This is a genomic window from Acidobacteriaceae bacterium (genome assembly GCA_035944135.1).
Lineage (GTDB): Bacteria > Acidobacteriota > Terriglobia > Terriglobales > Acidobacteriaceae > Granulicella.
Window position 1 is genome coordinate 205,211 of sequence record DASZBM010000010.1, and the last position, 20,018, is coordinate 225,228.

The window sequence follows — 20,018 nt, forward strand, 5'->3', positions numbered from 1 at the left end:
GGGCTTTCATTTTTCCTGCCGGCAACACGCACCTGCGCGATATAGCCTTCCGCACTCAATCTCCGAGCGTCTAAACACTTGATGAATCTTCGTAACAAGCCATCCTTCGCGGTGAACTCTCTGCTCGTCGCTGCAATAACTGCTTTGCTGCTATCGCCGGTTCTGTGTGCCCAAACAGGCGCAAACGCAAGCGCTCCGCAGCACTCCGCTTCGTCTGCATCCACGACACCCGCCACTAACGCGACAGCCCCCGCTGCGAGCGCACCGCAGCCTGCGCAGGACGCCACCGGCAGCGAGAGGACGCGCCCGTCGCATGCCGCCCCCGCGCTCACGCTCGAACAGCAGATTGAGAAGCTGCCGCCGCTGACCGCCACGAAGATCGATGCGAAGGGACAAGGAGAAAACATTCTCCAGCACCTCAACGAGATTCTGCGCTTCTACCGCGCCGCCACCACCAAGATTCAGAAGGCCGGCGAGCCGAGCGACATTCTGTACGCCGAACAGTCAAAGGCGCAGGCCACGCAGATCGCGCAGCTTGCGTTTCAGTCCGCGCGCAATGAGGCTGCGCTGCTCACGCGGGTGAACGCGTCGCCGAACGGAACACCGGCGCAGGGCAACACCGCATCCGAGCCCCAGGCACAGCGGCTCGCGGCGGCGCGCGCTCGCATCGAAAACCAGATTACGGCGCTGCAGGCGACCGACGCCGCGAACGATGCAGCGATCGCACACTCCAATGCGAAGACGCGGCCTGCGTTGCTGGAAAGGCAGGAGCAGATCGACGGAGAGTTCAAGTTCCTGCAGGCGACGCTGGACGCGCTGACCCGCGTCGCGAACCTGAGTGAGGCGCAAGGCCGCGCGGGTCTGCTCGGCGAGATTGATCGCCTCGCCAGTTCGGCACCGGAGCTCGCCTCCGGAACCGGCAAATCGATCACTGCTCCGCCGCTCGAAACAGTCGCGGACGCGCAGCATGCCGGCCTGGTCACGCAGGGATCGGTGCTGTTTGATCTGCTCTCCGCGCGCCGCTCCATCGACCAGCAGATCAGCGAAACCGATCGGCTGCGCGACCAGGCGGATGATTTGCGCAAGCCGTTTCTCAACGTGCTGCGCACCCTCATCGCTCAGGGCGAGACTCTGACTCAGCAAACCGTAACTGTTCCGGCCGCGCCGGCGACGAGCACCCAGGACATCCTCGCCACACGCAAGCAGTTCGACGAGCTCACGTCGACATTCCGTGTGCTCTCCGACGCGATGCTTCCGCTGACCCAGGAGGTCACGCTGCTCGAACAAGAGCGCGGCACGCTGACGAGCTGGAGCATCGCAACGGACGCGGAGTACAAGTCGATTCTGCGATCGTTGCTTATCCGTGCGGCGTTCATCGCAGGTGCTCTGCTGCTGCTCTTCGTTGCCAGCCAGGTCTGGGGTCGCGCCACGGTTCGCTACGTCTCCGATCTCCGGCGGCGCCGTCAGCTCCTGCTCGTCCGTCGCATTGTGATCGGTTTCGTCGGCGGCCTGATCGTGATCTTCGGCTTCGTCACTCAGTTCAGCTCGCTGGCCACGTTCGCCGGATTTATTTCCGCAGGTATCGCGGTCGGTCTGCAAACGATCCTTCTCTCCGTAGCGGCATATTTCTTCATCGTCGGCCGCTATGGTGTGCGCGTCGGCGACCGCATCACCGTGTCGGGCGTCACCGGCACGGTCATCGAGGTCGGCATCGCGCGCTTCTACATGATGGAGCTCGTGGGCTCCGGCACCGAACTACATTCCACCGGCCGCGTCGCCGTCTTCGCCAACTCCGTGCTCTTCCAGACCGGCACGCCGCTTTACAAGCAGCTTCCCGGCACCGAATACGCGTGGCACGAGCTCACCGCCAAGCTGAAGCCTGAGGCCGACACCGAAGCCGTCAGCCATGCACTTTGCGGCATCATCGAAGGCGTGTATCAGACATACAAGGGCGAGATCGAGTCGCAGCAACACCAGATCGAAAACTGGATGGGTGCGCCGGTGGATAGGCCCAGCGTCGACTCGCACCTGCGGCTGGCCGACGACGGACTTCAGGTCGCGATTCTGTTTCCGGTGCAGATCGGCGGTGCAGCAAAGGCAGATGCCGCGATTGCTTCGGCAATTCTCAAAGCCATGCAGACTGAAGGCCCTCTGAAGCAAGGCCTCGCGGCTGTGCCGACGATCAAAGCCGCGATCAAGACATAGCAGACACAAGCGCGCGTTGCTGTATGCTCAGTGGCAAGTTTTCCAAGCCAACTGAAGCATCAGGAGATCGCCGTGCCGCGCTCTGTGACCGCTGTTCTGTCTCTACTCACGCTTTGTTTTGCCTCTGCTTTCGGCCAGGCTCCGGCGCACTCGCCGGCGCCGGCTAAGGTCATCGTGGTCCATGCAGCGCACATGCTGGACGGCAACTCCAGTACGTTGAGCGGTCCCGTCACCGTCACGATTACCAATGGCCGCATCAGCTCCGTCGCGCCGGGCACTACCGGCTCGCCCGATGCTGAGGTGATCGAACTGGGTGATCAGACGCTGATGCCCGGCCTCATCGATGCGCACAAGCACATGGGCGGCCCTCCTTCGCTCGGCATGAATCCTTTCCAGTCGCGCCTCACCATCTCGGACTTCGAGGTGGCGATTGGCGCATCGGCGATGGCGCGCAAGCTGCTGCTCGAGGGCTTCACGACTGTGCGCAACGTCGGCTCATCGGGTGGCGTCGATCTCGCTCTCAAGCGCGACATCGATCGTGGCTGGGTGCCGGGCCCGCGCATCATCGTATCGCTCGAACCCATCTCCGTCAGCGGCGGACACAGCGATCCTCGCAACGGCATCGACCCGGAATGGACCAACCGCAACTGGGGCGGCTCCATTGCGGACGGCCCCGAGGAGTTCGCCAAGCAGGTGCGCGAGCATCGCCGCCGCGGCGCGGAGGTGATCAAGATCATGCCGTCCGGCGGCGTGCTCTCCATCGGCGACGATCCGAAGGTGCAGACCATGACCGATGCCGAGATCAAGTCGGCGATCGATACCGCGCACAACCTTGGACTCAAGGTCGCGGCGCACGCGCACGGCAAAGCTGCGATCGATTCCGCCGTGCGCAATGGTGTTGACTCCATCGAGCATGGCACCTACGCGGACGCCGAGAGCTTCCGCCTGATGAAAGAGCACGGCACGTATCTCGTACCCACGCTGCTAGTCGCCGACCAGGTGCATGAGATGGCGCTGCACCATCCGGAGCAGCTCAATCCTTCCGCCGCGCAGAAGGCGCTCGAGGTTACGCCGTTGATGAAAGGCATGCTGGGCGCGGCGTACAAGGCTGGCGTGAAGATAGCGTTTGGCACCGACACTTCGCGCGGCAACAACGCACACGAGTTCGCTCTGATGGTGGATGCCGGCCTCACGCCGGCCGACGCGCTCTTTGCCGCCACTCGTAATGCAGCCGACCTGGTCGGTGTCACCGGCTCTGCCGGCTGCATTCGCGTAGGCTGCTTCGCCGACATGATCGCCGTCAACGGCGACCCTCTGCATGACATCACCACGATGGAGCACGTCCAGTGGGTCATGAAGGGAGGCATCGTGTATAAGCGCGATGGCCAGCCGGTAGCGCAGCCGGTGCCGGCAGGCGCATATATTGAGTCGGCCGACATGGACGACGAGTAGTAAGCGTTTGCCGGTTCGCAGTTGACGCCGAGTTAGGAGTGTGTCTACATTGTAGGCATGGCGGAGCTTCTCGGCACTTTCGAGCAGATCGTTCTCCTCGCCGTGCTCCGGCAGGGCGAAGACGCTTACGGCCGCGCGATCCTGCGGGAGATTGAAGAGGCGGTCTCCGGTTCGCGGACGATCGCTGCCGGTGCGGTTTACGCCACGCTCGATCGTCTCGAAGCCAAAGGCCTCGTTGCTTCGAAACTGCGCGCCGGAACCCCGGAGCGAGGTGGCCGCAAGCGGCGCTTTTATCGCGTCACAGCCGGCGGCTCGCGCGCTCTGCAAGAGGCGCGCTCCACTCTTGAATCTTTCTGGAACTCAATCCGCTGGCCCATCGAGGTTCGTTCATGAAACGTCCTGTGCCACCCGCGTCGCTTCAGCACGTTCTTCTCGCTCTGCTTCCTCCTCGCGATCACGAGTCCGTCACTGGTGATCTGCTCGAGGCGTATGTCGAACGCCGCAGCCGCGATGGCGCATTGCGTGCGAACGCCTGGTTCGCGCTGCAGACAGCGAGCTTCGCTCCGCGCGCAGCGATGAGGGCCTACGGCAAAACGCCCGGCCTGGTTGGATTGTGTTGCTTTACGGCAGCATGCGGTTGCTGGCTTGGAACCATGAGCATCCTCCTGCGCCACGGCAACTTGCTTCAGCAGGAAGCGATTGCGGGACTCATCGTTGGGCAGGCGCTACTGACGCTTGTCATGCTCCCGCTCAGGCGAATCGCGTGGTTGCGCTGGGCCGCAGCCCTCGGCGCAGTTGCCATCATGTGGCGCGGCGGAAGCGCCCTTATATCGATGTTGCGCGGGGATCACTCCTGGGAAGGCTACATCCTCATCATCGCCTCGCTGCTCATGATCCAGGCCGCGCTGACATGGCGCGCGTTGCTCCGGAGCCAGCCAGCGAGCGCCTGAAGCATCTGGCCGCAGACGCATCCAATACCATCAACGCATGGCTGCTCATCAGAAGCGCGCCCTCGTCACCGGAGGCGCCGGCCTCATCGGTTCGCACATCACCGACCTGCTCATCCGCGAGGGCTGGCGCGTTCGCATCCTCGACAATCTGGAGCCGAACACGCACAAGTTCGGCAAGCCTGCCTGGATCAACCCCGGCGCCGAATTCGTGCAGGCCAATGTGCAGGATCCCGCTGCAATGCTTGCCGCACTGCAGGACATCGACGTTGTCTTCCACGAGGCTGCCTACGGCGGCTATATGCCGGAGATGGCGAAGTACGTCCTCGTGAATAGCTTCGGCACGGCGCAGATGCTCGAGCTCATCCGCGATCACAGGCTGCCGATCAGGAAGGTTGTGGTTGCCAGCTCGCAAGCCGTCTACTCCGAAGGCGCCGCGCTCTGTCCCATCCACGGCCACGTAAATCCGGCGATCAGAGATGTAGACCAACTCCGGCGCGGCGATTTCGCCGTCCATTGTCCGATCTGCAACGAGCCCACGACATCCATCCCCACACCGGAGTCCACGCCCGGCGGTGGCGAGACGGTTTACGCGCTCACGAAGGTTGATCAGGAGCGCCTCGTGCTTCTGTGGGGCAAGCAGACCGGCATTCCGACCGTCGCGCTGCGCTACTCCTGCACGTACGGCCCGCGGCAATCGCTGTTCAACCCGTATACGGGCGTCATTGCCATCTTCTGCACGCGCCTGCTCAACAACCAGCCACCGATCCTTTATGAAGACGGCAACCAGACGCGCGACCTCTGCTTCGTCGAGGACATTGCGCGAGCCAACCTCCTCGCTGCCGAGTCCGATGCGCTCGACGGACTTCCGGTGAACGTCGGCAGTGGCCGCGCAACGTCCGTGCGCGAACTCGCGCACATCATCGCCGACCAGCTCAACATCAACATCGAGCCGCTCGCTCGTGGCGAGTTCCGTCCCGGCGAAATTCGCTCGCTCATCTCTGACATCACGCGCGCCCGCGCGATCGGTTACGAACCGTCCGTCACGATCGAGCAGGGAATCGCGCGCTACATCGACTGGATCCGCACACAAGGTGAGATCAAGGACTACTTCGCCGAGATCGAAGCCGGCCTTCGCGCCAAAGGGATTGTGCAGAGCGTTGCCACAACCTGAGGCGGCCGCCGATTTTATTTGTGCAGGAAAACATGCATCGGCATTACGTCGAAGTGGTTCAGACCGGCCTTCACCGTTGGGTCGCCGTCCGCCATCGCGTGCGCCTCGGCCTCCGTGCACTCAACGACCACGATGCCGAATACGCCCTTCGGATCCATCACCGGCCCAAGAATCAGAACCTTGCCCGTCTTGAATTGTTCAGCCCAATAGGCTGCGTGCTGCTGCATCAGGTCCTGCTCGTGCGGCGTCATATCGGTGGCAAACGTCGGCCGCGGGGGCACCAGCTTCAGATAAAACTGCTGAGGCCTCGCCTGCGTCGCAGCCGAAGCCGCAGCGGGCGCCGTCGTGTCTTGAGCCTGCATCATCACGGAGCCCAGCGCCACCACAAACAGCGCTGCGCACCACATCCACGCGCGAAGTCGAGAGCTGATCATGGACAGCACTCTACCAGTGTTTGGGCGCCGCGCAGAAGTTACGAGCTATCATTCCGAAATGGCTGATCACGATATTGCCGCGGACTTCCTCGCCTTCTCCTCAACGAAGATACAGTCGCTTCACAGCGACATCGCCAGCTGTCTCGGCAAGCTGACGGAGGAACAGATCTGGCAGCGTGGCGGCGCGCATGAGAACTCCATCGGCAACCTGCTGCTGCATCTCGAAGGCAACATCCGGCAGTGGATTCTGCACGGCATCGGGGGCCAGCAAGACGTTCGCCGCCGCGACGATGAGTTCACCCTCACGCCGTCCATTGACTCGAAGACAGCCTTCGCAAACTTCACCACAATCCTCGATGAGGCGCGCCAGATTGTCGCTACGTTGCCGCATGAACGCCTCGCCGAAATTATCGATCCTCAGCCCAACGGTACCTGGCGCCACACGCCGATTCTCGACGCCATTTACAAGGTCGTCAGCCACCTCGATTACCACACCGGCCAGATCGTCCTCCTCACCAAGCAGATGTACGGTGCGGATCTTGACCTGTCCATGCCGCGCAAACGCTGATGCCGCCCAACCACGCTGAACTGCGGTAAAATCAAGCATGGGCGCGCGTTCCCCCACGCGCGAACCCATCCTTCTGAGAGCTAATCCCTCGTGAATAAAAAGCAGTCCGCCGTGATTCTCGGCGCCCAGTGGGGCGACGAAGGCAAAGGCAAGATCGTCGACGTCCTCAGCGAAAAGTTCGACATCGTGGCCCGTTACGCCGGCGGTCATAACGCCGGCCACACCGTCATCATTGGCGGCCAGAAGTTTGTGCTGCAGCTCATTCCGTGCGGCGTTCTGCGCCCCGGCTGCAAGGGCGTCATCGGCAACGGAGTCGTGCTGGATCCCGCGGCCTTCCTCGCCGAGGTCAAGAAGCTCAAGGACGCCGGCCTTCCCGCGTATCGTCCCGAGGAGAAGCAGCTCTTTGTCTCCAACCGCGCGCAGGTCATCCTCCCCTATCACCGCATGATCGAGCTCGCCGCAGAGACCGCGCCCGGCCGCCAGACCATCGGCACTACGCGCCGCGGTATTGGGCCGGCGTACGAAGACAAGATCCACCGCAACGGTCTGCGTGTCGCCGACCTCCTGAACTCCTCGCTGCTGCGCACGCACATCAACAACGCCTGTCACGAGAAGAACACCATCGCGCACGCATTGTTTGGCACCGAGCCCCTCGATCCCAAGCAGATGTACGAGGACTACGTTCGCTACGCGGAGCAGATCGCGCCCTTCGTCACCGACACCGCCGTGCTGCTCAACAAGGCCATCGACGAAGGCCAGAACGTCATGTTCGAAGGCGCGCAGGGCGCGCTGCTAGACATCGATCACGGGACGTATCCGTTCGTGACGAGCTCGAACTGCACCGCCGGCGGCGCGGTCACGGGCACCGGCGTTGGCCCCACGCGCATCGGCACCGTCATCGGAGTCACGAAGGCCTACGTCACCCGCGTCGGTGAAGGCCCATTCCCGACAGAAATTTCCGACTCGCAGGGCGAGCTGCTCCGCGCTCGCGGGCAGGAGTACGGCGCCGTCACCGGCCGCCCGCGCCGCACCGGTTGGCTCGACCTCCCGCTGCTTCGCTACTCCAACATGATCAACTCCACCGAGTGGCTCGTCGTCACCAAGATGGACGTCATGGACGAGTGCGCGGAGATCCCCGTCTGCACGCACTACAAGATCGACGGCAAGATCACCGACGTCATCCCGGCCGACATCCGCGGCTTCAAGTCCATCCAGCCCATCTACACGACACTGCCCGGCTGGAAGTCCTCGACCGCCGGCATCACGCAGTACGACAAGCTACCCAAGGCCGCGCAGGATTACCTGACCTTCATCGCGAAGGAGACCAACGCCCGCATCGGCATGATCTCCACCGGTCCAGACCGCGCGGAGACCATGATGGTCAACGGTTTTGATCAGGCGCTGGGGTAGCTGCCAGAGATCAGAGAACAGAAATCAGAGATTGTCCGTCGTCAGCGCGCTGCGAACTCGGCGTACACTTCTGTTCTCTGATTTCTGATCCCTGGTCTCTCCGGACTCTCATGGTCTCCTTCACCGTCCGCATGACCTTCCGCCCTGAAGATCGCGAAGAGATCGCCACGATCCTTCGCGAGCTCGCCGCCGCCTCGCGGCAGGAGCCCGGCTGCGTCACCTACGTTCCCCACCACATCCAGTCGGATCCCGACACCATCGTCATCTACGAGCAGTATCGCGATCAGGCGGCGCTCGACGCCCATCGCAACTCGCCGCACTTTGCCATGTATGCCATCGGCGGCCTGTTCCAGCGCATGCTGGTTCGCTCGCTCGAGATGCTCGACGCCCTCGCCTGAACCGTAGTCGCGCGGCGGATGTCACACGCCATCGTTCGCTGTCATCTCTTTGTCATTAGATAGATACGGCCGAACGGGCGTGCAGCCAATCACCTGCAAGCCACGTCCAACCCGTGTACCTCTAGCGAGGCGTCGAATCCCACGAAAGGCTCTTTGACTCGCCGCGCTGGGCGTTCTACTATCCGGTACGCAAATGCGCCTCGTAACTCGACCAATGCGCGCTCTGTTGCTCGGCTTGACCTTGTCGCTCGTCTCGCTGCCGCTCTATGCCGGCCCTCACCGGGTCTCGCATACCATGCGTGACCAGATTGAGGCGCTAGAGACGCAGTGGAAGAACGCCATTCTCTCCAATGACATCGAGGCGATGGACCGCCTGCTCTCGGACGATTACCTGGGCATCACTGCAAGCGGACAGGTCGTCACCAAGCCGCAGCAGCTCGATCGCATGCGCAGCCACAATCTCGCGCTCAGCTCGCTCAATGTCTCCGACGTCAAAATCAAGCTGATCAGCCAGCATGCTGCCATCGTGACCTCGCTGGTGCAGGTAGACGGCACCAACGACGGACGCCCGATCCACGGAAGCTTCCGGTACACACGTGTCTATCAGCGCCTCAGCGGCACCACTACCTGGAAGATCACCAGTTTTGAGGCGACGCGTGTGCCCAGCCGGCTCGCGCAGGCAGACTCCCACACACCGCAGGAGCACTAAGCGCACACGCACGCCTCATGTCCATTCATTCCTGTTAGAACTCTTACTTAGAAAAGTGCTGTCTCAGGCAACTTGCGCCTGAGACTTGGCCGCCAGAGATCGCGGCAGTGCCTTGCGTAATCCGGCTGACGTCACGTTCAATCCCATCACTCGCCGCATCAGGGAGCGTGTTCCGCCGGTCAGTTGTGCGTCTTCAGGTTCGCGAAGCGCCATACGCGTGCTCGCGGTATACAGTGTCCCGGTTTCCTGCGCGCCATCTTGAGGTTGATGAAGACTATCGGCCTTTGCGGAGGCGGTCCACGCCACCCCGCCATGTACAACCCGCTTCCAGCCAATTGCTTCGCGCGGAACCTCGCGCACAGGGACTTCGTTAGGCGTAGATCCAACGAGCGACTTCTCAACTCTCATTGGCTCTCCTTCGGGGACTTGGACATGCCCCTCCACATCAGATGAGAGTTAGTTACTTAAGGGTTGTTCCTTTTTTTGAGTTCGGTTCCTGAATTGCCTACCGGTATTCCACACTTCCCCCAAAGTATCTGCACAAGCAATGCACAGTTCAGCGTTCCGGCGGTTATGCGATCTTGCCCCCCTCGCCGGTCCGCTCCTTCGCATCCGCCGCGAGCGCCTGTCGAAGCCGGCGCCAGCTCTCCGCTAGCATCTCCGGTAACACACGCGTTTCTCCGACTACGGTCATGAAGTTCGTGTCGCCCACCCACCGCGGAACTGCATGGAGATGCAGGTGATCGGCGATTCCGGCCCCCGCCGCCGCGCCCATGTTCAGCCCCATGTTCAGCCCATCCGGCCCATACACGGCGCGCAGTGCCCGCTCGGCTCGCCTGGCTTCCACCATCAGCTCCAGCGCGTCCTGCTCCGGCACTTCGCTCAGGCTGGACTCATGCCTGTACGGAACCACCATCAGATGCCCGTTGTTGTAGGGGAAAGCGTTCAGCATCATGAAAACCAGTTCTCCGCGCTCCAGGATTCCGCTCGCCTTCTCCGCGTCATCTCGCGCCATCCCTTGTTCGATCGCATAATCTGTCGCGGCCAGCAGGTTACAAAAGACACACCCGTGATCTCCCGGCCACGCCGCCAGCGCCTCGGGCACACCGCGGCGCGCGCCCGCAGGCTTCTCTGTCACATAAGCGTAACGCCACGGCGTCCATAGCTGATCCATTGCCAGAGTATAGGTGGACGAGTAAGGAGACGCGGCCTATGTCAGATGTCTGACCGATCGCTTTCCTCAACATTCCCAAGCACAATCCACCGCTTCTTTCGTCTCACGATATTTGACCCGACGGGTTTGCGCTGCTACACTTGATATTGCGCCGCTGCGTGCGGGATCCAGTCGCAGACGGTCGTTTGATCACACTCCCGCCGAAATCCTCGAGCAGTGTCTTTCTCAGGCCGCAACGCCGGCGATGCCTCGTTGCCCCGCAAAAAGATGCAACTTGAAGCGGACCCGAGTCGTATCGAACGGTATTCCATCTACTGGATCCGGAGCAGTTTGAATGGCCGACCACGACCAGAATCCAGTCAAAACCGAGAGCACAGCCCTGAACACCACACTTGAACCCACCACGCCCGAAGAAGTGACGACCACCGAGACAACGCCGACCGAAGTCTCCAACACCCAGACCGTTGAGGACACATCTCAGGCGACAAACCATGCCGCCGAGGCAGTTTCGCCGCAGCCGCCTGCTGCCGCCCCAGTGCGCGACGAACCCGAGTACAGCGATGAAGACTTCGCCAAGGCACTCGAGAGCTTCGACCGCGAGCAGGCTGCAGAGAAGGACGCCGCCCAGTCCCTGACCGCCGAAGAGGCGATCGTGACCGGAACCGTCGTCAAGATCACCGACAAGCACGTTGTCGTTGACATCGGTCTGAAGTCCGAAGGTCTCATTCCTCTCGAGCAGGTCACCGACCACACCGGCGCGCCCAAGTTCAATGTGGGTGACACGGTCGAAGTCGTCGTTGAGCGTGAGGAGCAGGAAGGTGGCTACCTCGTCAGCTACGAGAAGGCGCTGCGCCACAAGGTGTGGGACAAGCTCGAAGAGGCGGCCAACACGAAGACTCCGGTGAAGGGCATGGTGGTCTCGCGCGTCAAGGGCGGCCTCACCGTCGACATCGGCATCAAGGCGTTCCTACCTGGCTCGCAGGTTGAGGTTCGCCCGGTTCGCAATCTCGACGGCTACATCGGCACCGAGATTGAAGTCCGTGTCATCAAGCTCAACAAAAAGCGCGGCAACGTTGTTGTCTCCCGCAAGGAGATCCTCGAGGAAGAGCAGAACGCCCGCAAGTCGGTCACGCTCGAGCATCTCGAAGAGGGCGCCGTCTTCACCGGCACCGTCAAGAACCTCACCGATTACGGTGCGTTCGTTGACATGGGCGGTCTCGACGGCCTGTTGCACATCACTGACATGAGCTGGGGACGCCTCACGCATCCGCGCGACCTCGTCAACGTTGGCGATGAGATTCAGGTCAAGGTCCTCAAGTTTGACAAAGAGAAGCAGCGCGTCTCACTCGGCTTCAAGCAGCTCACGCCTGATCCGTGGCTCGACGCCACCGAGCGTTACCCCATCGGTGCGCAGGTTCGCGGCCGCGTTCTCTCGGTCACCGACTACGGCGCGTTCGTCGAGCTCGAGCAGGGCATCGAGGGTCTGGTCCACGTCAGCGAAATGACCTGGTCCAAGCGCATGAAGCACCCCTCGAAGATGGTTCACCCCGGCGATGAGGTCGACACCATCATCCTCTCGGTCAACCCGAACGACCGTCGCATCTCGCTCGGCATGAAGCAGCTCCAGGAGAACCCCTGGGAGCATCTGGAAGACAAGTACCCCACCGGTGCTGTCGTCGAGGGCCGCGTCCGCAACCTTACGGACTTCGGCGCCTTCATCGAGATCGAAGACGGCATCGATGGCCTCGTGCACGTCAGCAATCTCTCGTGGACCAAGCGCATCAAGCACCCCAGCGAAGTGCTCAAGAAGGGTGAGAAGGTCAAGGCTGTCGTGCTCGGTGTCGAGCCCGAGAACCGCCGCCTCTCGCTCGGCGTCAAGCAGCTTCAGCCGGATGTGTGGGACACCTTCTTCGAGCAGCATCGCGTCGGCGACATCGTCCACGGCAAGGTTCTGCGCACCGCGCAGTTCGGCGCCTTCGTCGAGATTGCCGAGGGCATCGAAGGCCTCTGCCACGTCTCCGAGGCAGTCGATGAGCACGGCCATCAGGCGACGCTCAACGTTGGCGACGAGCACGACTTCAAGATCGTCAAGATGAGCCATGACGAGAAGAAGGTCGGCCTCAGCCTCAAGGCGATCGGCGAGGAAGCCTCACGCGCCGAAGTCGAGACCTACAAGGAGACCAAGTCGAAGAACCAATCCAGTTCCTCGTCCTCCTCATCCACCACGCTCGGCGACCTCATCAACTGGAAGCGCGAGAACCAGTAAAGAAAGACCACATAAGAGTCTTACCCGATCACAGAAGGCCGCCCACCCGGGCGGCCTTCGTCATTGCACCTTCGTCATTGCTTTGTCTTTGCTTTTCTGTCATTCCCGAAGGGAATCTGCTTTTGCTTTTGCCTTTCTTTCTGTCATGGCGAGGTCACACCATCACCGCTTTCGGCCGGCTCCGCGCCAGCCACAGCAGCATGCAGCCAAGCAGAACACTCGCGAGGATCCCTGTTGTCGCGTCCGCCGCCAGGCTGCCGCTAATGCCTCCGCGCGCAAATCCGAACGCGTCCACATACAGCATGTATGAGATTGGCAGACTGAACGCCGAAGAAACGAAACAGAAGGTCGTGGAGGCCAGCGGATTGTTGCGGCCGATCGTCTCAAACGTGATCGCGATGCTGATCGTAATCGCCAGCGATTGGAAGAGGTTCTCCGCAATCAAAGTGATCGCGAAAGATGCCGGACCACGTGGCAGCAAAATCAGTCCCAGTGTGCACAACGCACCTGCGATCCCCACCGCAAGATAAAGCAATCTCAGCGGCATAAAGCGGCTGATCGCCGGAAACACCAAGCAGCCCACGACTCCGCCCGCAGCCACTCCCACGCCTCCCACCACGCCCACAAATCCCGGCGAAGCATGAAAGTCATTGCCGCGGCTGCCGAGGAAGTTCGTCAGCGAGAACGTCGCCGCTGGAGCCATGAACATCACGATGGAAATGATCACCTCGCGCCGCTTGACCAGCGACACAAGATCGCCGAAGAACTTCGAGAACGATTCGCTGGCTAGCCTTCGGTCCGGCCCCGGCGCCTGCATCAAGGGAAAAGGGATCGTCGGAATCAGCACCGAGATCGCGAGCACCACTGCGACCGCAATCGGCGAGAGATGACGCACAAGTTGGTTGCAGCCGATCGCCATCACACCAAACCCACCCACATTGCCGATCGTCATCCACACGCTGATGGACTTCTCCTCCTCGCCTGAAGTGATTGACGACAGCCACCCGCCCACCGCGCTTTGATACAAATACGCCGCGAAGAAGCCCACCGTCAGCACGCTCTCCAGCAATACGAGATGATCGAGATTGATAAACGCCACCACCAGCGTGAGTGACGCCATGATCGCGAGCATCACCGCGTACCATCGCCGGCTGAATCGGACATCAAGAATCGGGCTGAAGAGAAACGACCAGAAGCCCGGTGAAAACGCGACCGCCGTCAGCCCCGCAATCGCCGTCTCAGGCACGTGTCGTTCGCCGAGCAGCTGCGGCACCGCGAACGCAACCACTCCGCCATACAGACCGTACGACAGATTCGTGAGACCCATGAGCCAGACAGGAACCCGATGACGGCTTCGCATGCTTGCAGGACTCCGGCGAATAAGTCCCAACAGCCTACCATCGGTTAGCGTGGCTGCAATTCCGTACGAGGTCCTCTCGCGCTAGCGCCGGCGTTCTATCCCGCATTTAACTGCCGAATCTTTAGGCCGATCAGACCTCACCCGGAACAAGCGCAACGTGTTCCGGTGGCACCTCCGGTTCTTCATCCTTGGCAAGCAGACTCAACGCAACATACAGTGGCGCATACGGCAACGCGGCAATCAGTGACGCTATCGCCCGGATCGCCAGAACCTCCGAATGAGTCCCATACGAGATCCCAAGGACGATGTGCTCAAGGATGATCAGGCTCGTGGAAGCAGTAACACCTGCAAACGCCCAAGTTCTTCCTGTTTGAACCAAATGACCGCCGGCTTGGCCGCTGCGGACCTCTGCGACGGCGTGAAGGGCCACCGGAACCATCAAGTATGCAAGTCCGCACATTATGAGCAGGCCAAGCAGATCAGAAAAAAGCCAGTGAGCCACGATAGGGTGCCATCTCGGATAAGTAACAGCAAGAGTGATAGGCAGAAAGCTCGCAAGGATGAGAGGTATCGCGAACAGGAACGCGCGCAGGCCAAGAAGCAGGGAGGCGCCGATCAAGTTGCGCCCATCGCTCCGCGGTCGACCCATTTGTTGCATCACCATCCGCGAGGTAACCAGAAACGCGGCGGCATACAGCGCGATGCAAGCAAACCGAGTCACCTGCGCCCACCCTCCTGTTAAGGCATACGCCAAGCCGTTGGCGGTAGGGTCGACGGTAGCAAAGCCGAGAACTGAATGGCCGCGAAACGCAAAACGCAAAAGGTAGAACATGACGAAGGATTTGCTCGCCTTTAAAGCGGACGATCCTAAGTCAGCGACGATGACCGGAAGCCACAACAACGGATACTCACGGACCAGTGTTACCGTGCGCCGCCACAACTGTTCCCACATAGGCCAACAGCATATCTGCTCATTGATTCAGGCGTGAGACAAACTGCGCTACTTGAACCACTCCAGCGGAATCGCATCGCCCATCGCCTTGTATCCCACCGGCCCTGGATGCAGCCCATCCCCTGAATCAAACGCCGGATTCAGCTGCATTGGATTCGCTGGATCGCGCGTCAGTTTATCCAGATCCACCACGCCATCAAAGTGCCCCGGCGCTAGAATCCATGCATTCACCGCCTCTCGCGCTGCATCATCCATTGCATTCGGATGGTAATAGCCGGATTTCCCATCCGGCATAATCGTCGCGCCGTAAGCCAGAATCCCGTGTGCATGCGCCCGCGCCACAATCTGCGCGAACGCGCCCTCCATGCGCTTCACCAGCTCATCGTGATCTCCCTGCGTCGCAGCTGGCCTGCGCGCCACCGCACCGAGATCATTGATCCCTTCCAGCACAATCACGTACTTGACTCCGCTCACCGCCAGCACGTCGCGATCAAACCGCTCGAGCACCGGCTCGCCCAGCGCGTGCGTCAGCAGCGCATTCCCTCCAATCCCCTCATTCACTACCGCAACATCGCGCAGCTTCTTATCTGCCTGCAGCCGTTTCGCGAGCTCGTCCGTCCAGCGATCGTTCCCATCCGTTGTCGCTCCGTGTCCATCCGTAATCGAATCCCCCAGCGCTATCACCGTGCGCGCCGCTTCATCGGCGATCACATCCACCTCAGCCAGCCCCAGCCATCGCACCGTCTTTTCTGCGTCCACCAACTCCGGATCGCCCGAGTGCACCCCATGCAGCAGGTATGAAGTCGCTCGTGACCCTGGATGACTCGTCTGCACGCTCGGCGGCTCCGCGTAGTGGAAGCTGATCGAGAGATCGCTCAGCGGATCCACCTGCATCTGCACCGGGTCCGACACCCACACCGACCCTGTCGGAATCACCACGCTGTCACGTCCATCAAACGTCACCGGATGATCCGTTGTCGCATCAATCGCACTCGACGCCGGCGACTTCGCCTGCGCGACATGCACTGCATCCACGCGCAGCGGCCGCGTTCCAAACGCATTCGACAGCTGCACCCGCACAGTCGTCCCACCCACCGACACGCGCACAATCTGCCGCACTGTAGTGTCCGTCAACTGCGCATCCGTCAACTGCGCCTGACTCGGCTCCGGTCCCACCTGCGACGTCCCCCACGTTGCAATCCAGTGTGGCTCGATCTTCTTCGCCGCTTTGTCTGACGCCTGCGCAGACATCGCGCACAACGCGAAACCTATCGTCAACGCTGCTGAAAAACGCAATCCCATGCGTGAATGCTATCCTCCGGCATGCGCATTTTTCCTGCGTTCGCTTTATTTCTTTCTGCATCTCTAACGTGCTCCGCGCAGCTCTCGCCGCAGACACAGCAGCAAATCGCTGACATCGCCAACAAGGCGCTGCACGACACCGGCGTCCCTTCCGCATCCATCGCCATCGTTGAAAATGATCGCGTCGTTTACGCTCAAGCCTTCGGTCTCGCCAATGTCTCGCCCGCCAAACCCGCGACGCCGGACATGGCCTACGCCATCGGCAGCATTTCCAAGCAGTTCACCGCGAATGCGATCCTTCTTCTGCAACAACGCGGCAAGCTCTCCATCGACGATCCTGTCGCCAAATACTTCCCCAACTTCACGCGCGCCAACGAAGTCACCCTCCGCAACCTCATGACCATGACCTCCGGCTACGAGGACTTCGCGCCGCAGGACTACATCATCCCCGCGTGGCGCCAGAACACCGACCCGGTGGAGAACGCCACGCGCTGGGCCACCAAGCCGCTCGACTTCACACCTGGCACCGACTGGCAGTACTCCAACACCAACTACGTCATCCTCGGCCTCATCGTGCAGAAGGTTACCGGCGAACCGCTCATGCAGTTCATCCGCGAAAACGTCCTCGACCCGCTGCATCTTCAAGGCGTCTTCAACACTTACACCGACCGCGCAAAACTCGAGGTCACCGGCTACGTCTCGTATGCGCTCGCGCCTGTTCGCGTGCAGCCGCTCGAAGGCAACGGCTGGTACTTCGGCGACGGCGACCTTGCCATGCCCGCGTCCACGCTCGCCGCCTGGGACATCGGCATCATGGAACAGAAGCTCCTCTCGCCCGCCAGCTACAAGCAATTCGAAACACCCTTCATCCTCGCCAACGGCGACAACACCCACTACGGCCTCGGCACTTACATCAACTACCTCAACGGTCACCGCGAACTGGAGCACTCCGGTGAGGTCGGCGGTTACGTCTCCGAGAACATGGTCTTCCCGGAAGACGGTGTCGCTGTGGTTGTCCTCACCAATGAGGTCGCTTCCTCTGCCGCTCGTCGCATCGCCGTCGGCATCGCGCGTCAGATTCTTCCCGGCATCACGCCTGCACCGCCGTCGCCTGACACTCTCGAGCCCACGCTCAAAACTATCCTCGCCGGCCTTCAGCAGGGCAATATCGATCGCTCCCTCTTCACCTCTGACGCCAATGATTACTTCAACGCGACCGCGCTCGCCGACTTCAAGTCCACTCTCGCCCCGCTCGGCACCATCACCGACGTCACGCGCACCTACACGCACCAGCGCGGCGGCATGACCGGCAGCGTCTACCACGTCACCTACTCCAGCGGCACCACCATCTCGGTCAGCACCTACGTGCAGCCCGACGGCAAGATCGAACAGTTCCTCATCACTGCCAAATCGTGACATAGAGATAGCGGTAACGACTCGCGGCCAACAAACTTCCTCTCCTAAATTTTTAGTTGACACATCCTCCTTCTGCGCCTAATCTCCTAATCCATTAGGAGACTGCACGGATGCCTGCCGCCAAACACCTTCCCCTCACCAAGCTCGAGCTCCAGCTCATGCAGGTCATCTGGCGGCGCGGTGCCAGCACTGTGAGCGAAGTTCAGGAGTGCCTTGACCAGCAGCTCGCCTACACCACCGTCCAGACGATGCTGAACATCCTGCTCCGCAAGGGCAAGGTGAAGCGCCAGCTTCGCGGCCGCGCCTTCGTCTACAGCGCCGCCGTCACCGAAGAGAAGGCCTCGACCAACGCGCTGAAAGATCTCATCGACCGCATGTTCGGCGGCTCCAGTGAAGAACTGGTGATGAGCCTCATCAAGAGCCGCCAGCTTGATCCCGAAAAGATCGCCGAGCTCACGCGTCGTCTCGAAGAAGAGGAGGGCAGCCGATGACGCACCTCGAACTCACCCTCCTCAATTACCTCCTGAACTCGCTCTGGCAGACCCCCGTCATCTTCCTGTTCGCCGTACTCGCCGCGCGGATCACAGCATCTGCCGGGCCGCGGACACAACATCGCATCTGGGTGACAGCGCTCATCCTCGAAGCCCTCCTGCCCGCGTGCGCCTTTGGTCCCAGCCTGCGCGGCATGCTGCTCTCATTCATGCACAGCGCCCATAGCCGTGTCACAACGCAAACGACGCTCCTCGGCGTGACCGCGCCCGCCCCTGGCAGCCCGCATCTCGTTGCGCTCGCCGAATCTGTCGCACTCGTTGCGTACATTGCTGCGTCTTTGTACTTCGCCGTGCGCCTCGCTGTTCGTCTTCACCGCACGCGCGCGCTTCGCCACACAGCGCAGCCCATCGTCCTCACCGGCGAACCGCTCGCCCTATGGAATCGCTGCGCTCGCATCTTCGGGATCGACGACGCGCACCTTGCAGCATCGGCTCACGTCGTCGGCCCTTCCACCATCGGAATCCGTCGCCGCACCATCCTTGTTCCACCCACGCTGCTCACGTCGATCTCCTGCGAAGACCTCGCAGCGGCTCTCGCGCACGAGTTCGCACACATGCGCCGCCGCGACTTCGCAAGAAATCTCCTCTACGAATTCATTGCACTGCCCATTGCCTGGCATCCGCTGCTCTGGCTCACGCGGCTTCGCATCGCTGAATCACGAGAGATGGTGTGCGACGAGATCGCCGCGCGCGCCACGCACGGCGCCACCCGCTACGCGCATTCACTTCTCCGGCTCGCCGAATCTTTCTCGCGCCCAACGCCGGCCGCTACCCTTCACGCCATCGGAATCCTTGACGCCAACGTCCTTGAGAGGAGAGTCATGAAACTCACGCGCATCCATTCCATCACCGCAGTCTCTCGCCGCGCCGCCATCATTGCCGCTGTCGCTCTCGGCATCGCAACCTGTGCCTCTGCCATGTCGCTGCGCCTCGAGGTCCCCACCAGCGCCATACTCTCTGCTCACACAGTTTCCCCAGCACCCGCCTTCATCGCGTCCGGCTCGCAGCAGCCAGATGGCCCCATTAGAGTTGCCGGTGGCATCGCCGCCGGCCAGATCATCTCCAAGGTCGATCCCATCTATCCGCCCATAGCCAGAGCCGCGGGCATCGCGGGCGCAGTCGTTCTCCACGCAATCATTGGGGCAGATGGAACCATTCAACAGTTGGCCGTCATCTCCGGCCCACCAATGCTCGTGGGGTCCGCCATGGATGCAGTAAGGCAGTGGGTCTACAAGCCCTACCTGCTCAATGGCGAGCCCGTCAAAGTCGATACGACGATCACCGTCAACTACTCTCTCGACCCACAGAAGACTCCGCCGCCACCGCCGCCACCATCCGCAAACAATGCCAGGGAAGACACCTACCAGATAACAGGGACCGACGGCGAGGTATACAACGTCGGCGGATCGGTTCGCCCGCCGGTCGCCATCTACGCGCCCGACCCCGAGTACACGGAAGCCGCACGTAAGGCCAAGCTCTCCGGCAACGTCATCGTTTCGCTGGTCGTCGACAGCGACGGCGAGCCGCAGAATGTCCGCGTCGCGCGAGGCCTGGGCAATGAGCTCGACGAGAAGGCCGTCGGAGCCGTGCAGCAGTACAAATTCAAACCCGCAACACGAAACGGCGAGCCCGTCTCCACCTACCTCAACATCGCCGTCAACTTCCAAATCTTCTGAGCAGAAGAATCCACTAACTAAGAA

General features: G+C 61.4%; 19 protein-coding genes. 13 read left to right on the forward strand and 6 right to left on the reverse strand.

Annotated elements, in window-relative coordinates; genetic code table 11:
* The first annotated feature begins 81 nt into the window (after nucleotides 1–81).
* The 5 genes from VGU25_15325 (at nucleotide 82) to VGU25_15345 (ending at nucleotide 5,778) form a co-directional block, all read left to right on the forward strand.
* Entirely contained in the window at nucleotides 82–2,205 is a 2,124-nt protein-coding gene (locus VGU25_15325) for a mechanosensitive ion channel protein MscS (GenBank protein ID HEV2578575.1), read from the forward strand.
* A 72-nt stretch (nucleotides 2,206–2,277) separates the two neighbouring features.
* Nucleotides 2,278–3,657 carry an amidohydrolase family protein gene (locus tag VGU25_15330; GenBank protein ID HEV2578576.1) on the forward strand — a complete coding sequence of 460 codons (1,380 nt, stop codon included), beginning with the start codon at nucleotides 2,278–2,280 and terminating at the stop codon, nucleotides 3,655–3,657.
* Nucleotides 3,658–3,714: 57 nt separating this feature from the next.
* On the forward strand, nucleotides 3,715–4,050 hold the full coding sequence (locus VGU25_15335) for a PadR family transcriptional regulator (GenBank protein HEV2578577.1): 336 nt from the start codon (nucleotides 3,715–3,717) through the stop codon (nucleotides 4,048–4,050).
* Nucleotides 4,047–4,607, forward strand: coding sequence for a hypothetical protein (locus VGU25_15340; GenBank protein HEV2578578.1), 561 nt, complete (start codon nucleotides 4,047–4,049; stop codon nucleotides 4,605–4,607). Before VGU25_15335 ends, VGU25_15340 begins: the two co-directional genes overlap by 4 nt.
* Before the next feature lie 37 nt (nucleotides 4,608–4,644).
* Nucleotides 4,645–5,778, forward strand: coding sequence for an NAD-dependent epimerase/dehydratase family protein (locus tag VGU25_15345; GenBank protein HEV2578579.1), 1,134 nt, complete (start codon nucleotides 4,645–4,647; stop codon nucleotides 5,776–5,778).
* Nucleotides 5,779–5,792: 14 nt separating this feature from the next.
* Here VGU25_15345 and VGU25_15350 read toward each other — a convergent pair whose 3' ends face one another.
* A complete protein-coding gene (locus tag VGU25_15350; GenBank protein HEV2578580.1) occupies nucleotides 5,793–6,212 on the reverse strand; it encodes a YciI family protein in 420 nt (139 codons plus the stop codon).
* 58 nt (nucleotides 6,213–6,270) lie between these two features.
* Here VGU25_15350 and VGU25_15355 point away from each other — a divergent pair, with 58 nt between their 5' ends.
* The 4 genes from VGU25_15355 (at nucleotide 6,271) to VGU25_15370 (ending at nucleotide 9,297) form a co-directional block, all read left to right on the forward strand.
* On the forward strand, nucleotides 6,271–6,780 hold the full coding sequence (locus tag VGU25_15355) for a DUF1572 family protein (protein HEV2578581.1): 510 nt from the start codon (nucleotides 6,271–6,273) through the stop codon (nucleotides 6,778–6,780).
* 90 nt (nucleotides 6,781–6,870) lie between these two features.
* Nucleotides 6,871–8,190: an adenylosuccinate synthase gene (locus VGU25_15360; GenBank protein HEV2578582.1), complete on the forward strand. Its 1,320-nt coding sequence runs from the start codon at nucleotides 6,871–6,873 to the stop codon at nucleotides 8,188–8,190.
* 110 nt (nucleotides 8,191–8,300) lie between these two features.
* Nucleotides 8,301–8,588 carry a putative quinol monooxygenase gene (locus VGU25_15365; protein ID HEV2578583.1) on the forward strand — a complete coding sequence of 96 codons (288 nt, stop codon included), beginning with the start codon at nucleotides 8,301–8,303 and terminating at the stop codon, nucleotides 8,586–8,588.
* A gap of 214 nt (nucleotides 8,589–8,802) precedes the next feature.
* Nucleotides 8,803–9,297, forward strand: coding sequence for a nuclear transport factor 2 family protein (locus VGU25_15370; protein HEV2578584.1), 495 nt, complete (start codon nucleotides 8,803–8,805; stop codon nucleotides 9,295–9,297).
* Between the two features lie 63 nt (nucleotides 9,298–9,360).
* Here VGU25_15370 and VGU25_15375 read toward each other — a convergent pair whose 3' ends face one another.
* Both VGU25_15375 and VGU25_15380 read right to left on the reverse strand, forming a co-directional pair.
* Nucleotides 9,361–9,705 carry a hypothetical protein gene (locus VGU25_15375; protein HEV2578585.1) on the reverse strand — a complete coding sequence of 115 codons (345 nt, stop codon included), beginning with the start codon at nucleotides 9,703–9,705 and terminating at the stop codon, nucleotides 9,361–9,363.
* A gap of 163 nt (nucleotides 9,706–9,868) precedes the next feature.
* Nucleotides 9,869–10,471 (reverse strand): HIT domain-containing protein, encoded by a 603-nt coding sequence (locus VGU25_15380; GenBank protein HEV2578586.1) that lies wholly within the window; start codon nucleotides 10,469–10,471, stop codon nucleotides 9,869–9,871.
* Nucleotides 10,472–10,805: 334 nt separating this feature from the next.
* On the opposite strand from VGU25_15380, the gene VGU25_15385 reads away from it, so the two are divergent.
* Entirely contained in the window at nucleotides 10,806–12,737 is a 1,932-nt protein-coding gene (locus tag VGU25_15385) for a 30S ribosomal protein S1 (protein HEV2578587.1), read from the forward strand.
* A 154-nt stretch (nucleotides 12,738–12,891) separates the two neighbouring features.
* Here the strand turns inward: VGU25_15385 and VGU25_15390 are convergent, their stop codons facing one another.
* The 3 genes from VGU25_15390 to VGU25_15400 form a co-directional block, all read right to left on the reverse strand.
* Nucleotides 12,892–14,097 carry an MFS transporter gene (locus VGU25_15390; GenBank protein ID HEV2578588.1) on the reverse strand — a complete coding sequence of 402 codons (1,206 nt, stop codon included), beginning with the start codon at nucleotides 14,095–14,097 and terminating at the stop codon, nucleotides 12,892–12,894.
* 130 nt (nucleotides 14,098–14,227) lie between these two features.
* Entirely contained in the window at nucleotides 14,228–15,049 is an 822-nt protein-coding gene (locus tag VGU25_15395; GenBank protein HEV2578589.1) for a hypothetical protein, read from the reverse strand.
* A gap of 48 nt (nucleotides 15,050–15,097) precedes the next feature.
* Nucleotides 15,098–16,351, reverse strand: coding sequence for an SGNH/GDSL hydrolase family protein (locus tag VGU25_15400; GenBank protein HEV2578590.1), 1,254 nt, complete (start codon nucleotides 16,349–16,351; stop codon nucleotides 15,098–15,100).
* A 21-nt stretch (nucleotides 16,352–16,372) separates the two neighbouring features.
* Between VGU25_15400 and VGU25_15405 the strand changes: the two genes are divergently transcribed.
* From VGU25_15405 to VGU25_15415, 3 genes are all read left to right on the forward strand, one after another.
* A complete protein-coding gene (locus VGU25_15405) occupies nucleotides 16,373–17,767 on the forward strand; it encodes a serine hydrolase domain-containing protein (protein ID HEV2578591.1) in 1,395 nt (464 codons plus the stop codon).
* A gap of 110 nt (nucleotides 17,768–17,877) precedes the next feature.
* Complete coding sequence (locus tag VGU25_15410) at nucleotides 17,878–18,258, forward strand: BlaI/MecI/CopY family transcriptional regulator (protein HEV2578592.1); 381 nt, start codon at nucleotides 17,878–17,880, stop codon at nucleotides 18,256–18,258.
* A complete protein-coding gene (locus tag VGU25_15415) occupies nucleotides 18,255–19,994 on the forward strand; it encodes a M56 family metallopeptidase (protein ID HEV2578593.1) in 1,740 nt (579 codons plus the stop codon). Before VGU25_15410 ends, VGU25_15415 begins: the two co-directional genes overlap by 4 nt.
* Nucleotides 19,995–20,018: the final 24 nt, after the last annotated feature.

What these genes read in the sequence shown, in the direction of transcription:
- VGU25_15325 (HEV2578575.1), top strand. Translation starts at nt 82, where the DNA reads ATGAATCTTCGTAACAAGCCATCCTTCGCGGTGAACTCTCTGCTCGTC.
- VGU25_15335 (HEV2578577.1), top strand. Translation starts at nt 3,715, where the DNA reads ATGGCGGAGCTTCTCGGCACTTTCGAGCAGATCGTTCTCCTCGCCGTG.
- VGU25_15340 (HEV2578578.1), top strand. Translation starts at nt 4,047, where the DNA reads ATGAAACGTCCTGTGCCACCCGCGTCGCTTCAGCACGTTCTTCTCGCT.
- VGU25_15345 (HEV2578579.1), top strand. Translation starts at nt 4,645, where the DNA reads ATGGCTGCTCATCAGAAGCGCGCCCTCGTCACCGGAGGCGCCGGCCTC.
- VGU25_15350 (HEV2578580.1), bottom strand. Translation starts at nt 6,212, where the DNA reads ATGATCAGCTCTCGACTTCGCGCGTGGATGTGGTGCGCAGCGCTGTTT.
- VGU25_15355 (HEV2578581.1), top strand. Translation starts at nt 6,271, where the DNA reads ATGGCTGATCACGATATTGCCGCGGACTTCCTCGCCTTCTCCTCAACG.
- VGU25_15365 (HEV2578583.1), top strand. Translation starts at nt 8,301, where the DNA reads ATGGTCTCCTTCACCGTCCGCATGACCTTCCGCCCTGAAGATCGCGAA.
- VGU25_15370 (HEV2578584.1), top strand. Translation starts at nt 8,803, where the DNA reads ATGCGCGCTCTGTTGCTCGGCTTGACCTTGTCGCTCGTCTCGCTGCCG.
- VGU25_15375 (HEV2578585.1), bottom strand. Translation starts at nt 9,705, where the DNA reads ATGAGAGTTGAGAAGTCGCTCGTTGGATCTACGCCTAACGAAGTCCCT.
- VGU25_15380 (HEV2578586.1), bottom strand. Translation starts at nt 10,471, where the DNA reads ATGGATCAGCTATGGACGCCGTGGCGTTACGCTTATGTGACAGAGAAG.
- VGU25_15385 (HEV2578587.1), top strand. Translation starts at nt 10,806, where the DNA reads ATGGCCGACCACGACCAGAATCCAGTCAAAACCGAGAGCACAGCCCTG.
- VGU25_15390 (HEV2578588.1), bottom strand. Translation starts at nt 14,097, where the DNA reads ATGCGAAGCCGTCATCGGGTTCCTGTCTGGCTCATGGGTCTCACGAAT.
- VGU25_15395 (HEV2578589.1), bottom strand. Translation starts at nt 15,049, where the DNA reads ATGTGGGAACAGTTGTGGCGGCGCACGGTAACACTGGTCCGTGAGTAT.
- VGU25_15400 (HEV2578590.1), bottom strand. Translation starts at nt 16,351, where the DNA reads ATGGGATTGCGTTTTTCAGCAGCGTTGACGATAGGTTTCGCGTTGTGC.
- VGU25_15405 (HEV2578591.1), top strand. Translation starts at nt 16,373, where the DNA reads ATGCGCATTTTTCCTGCGTTCGCTTTATTTCTTTCTGCATCTCTAACG.
- VGU25_15410 (HEV2578592.1), top strand. Translation starts at nt 17,878, where the DNA reads ATGCCTGCCGCCAAACACCTTCCCCTCACCAAGCTCGAGCTCCAGCTC.
- VGU25_15415 (HEV2578593.1), top strand. Translation starts at nt 18,255, where the DNA reads ATGACGCACCTCGAACTCACCCTCCTCAATTACCTCCTGAACTCGCTC.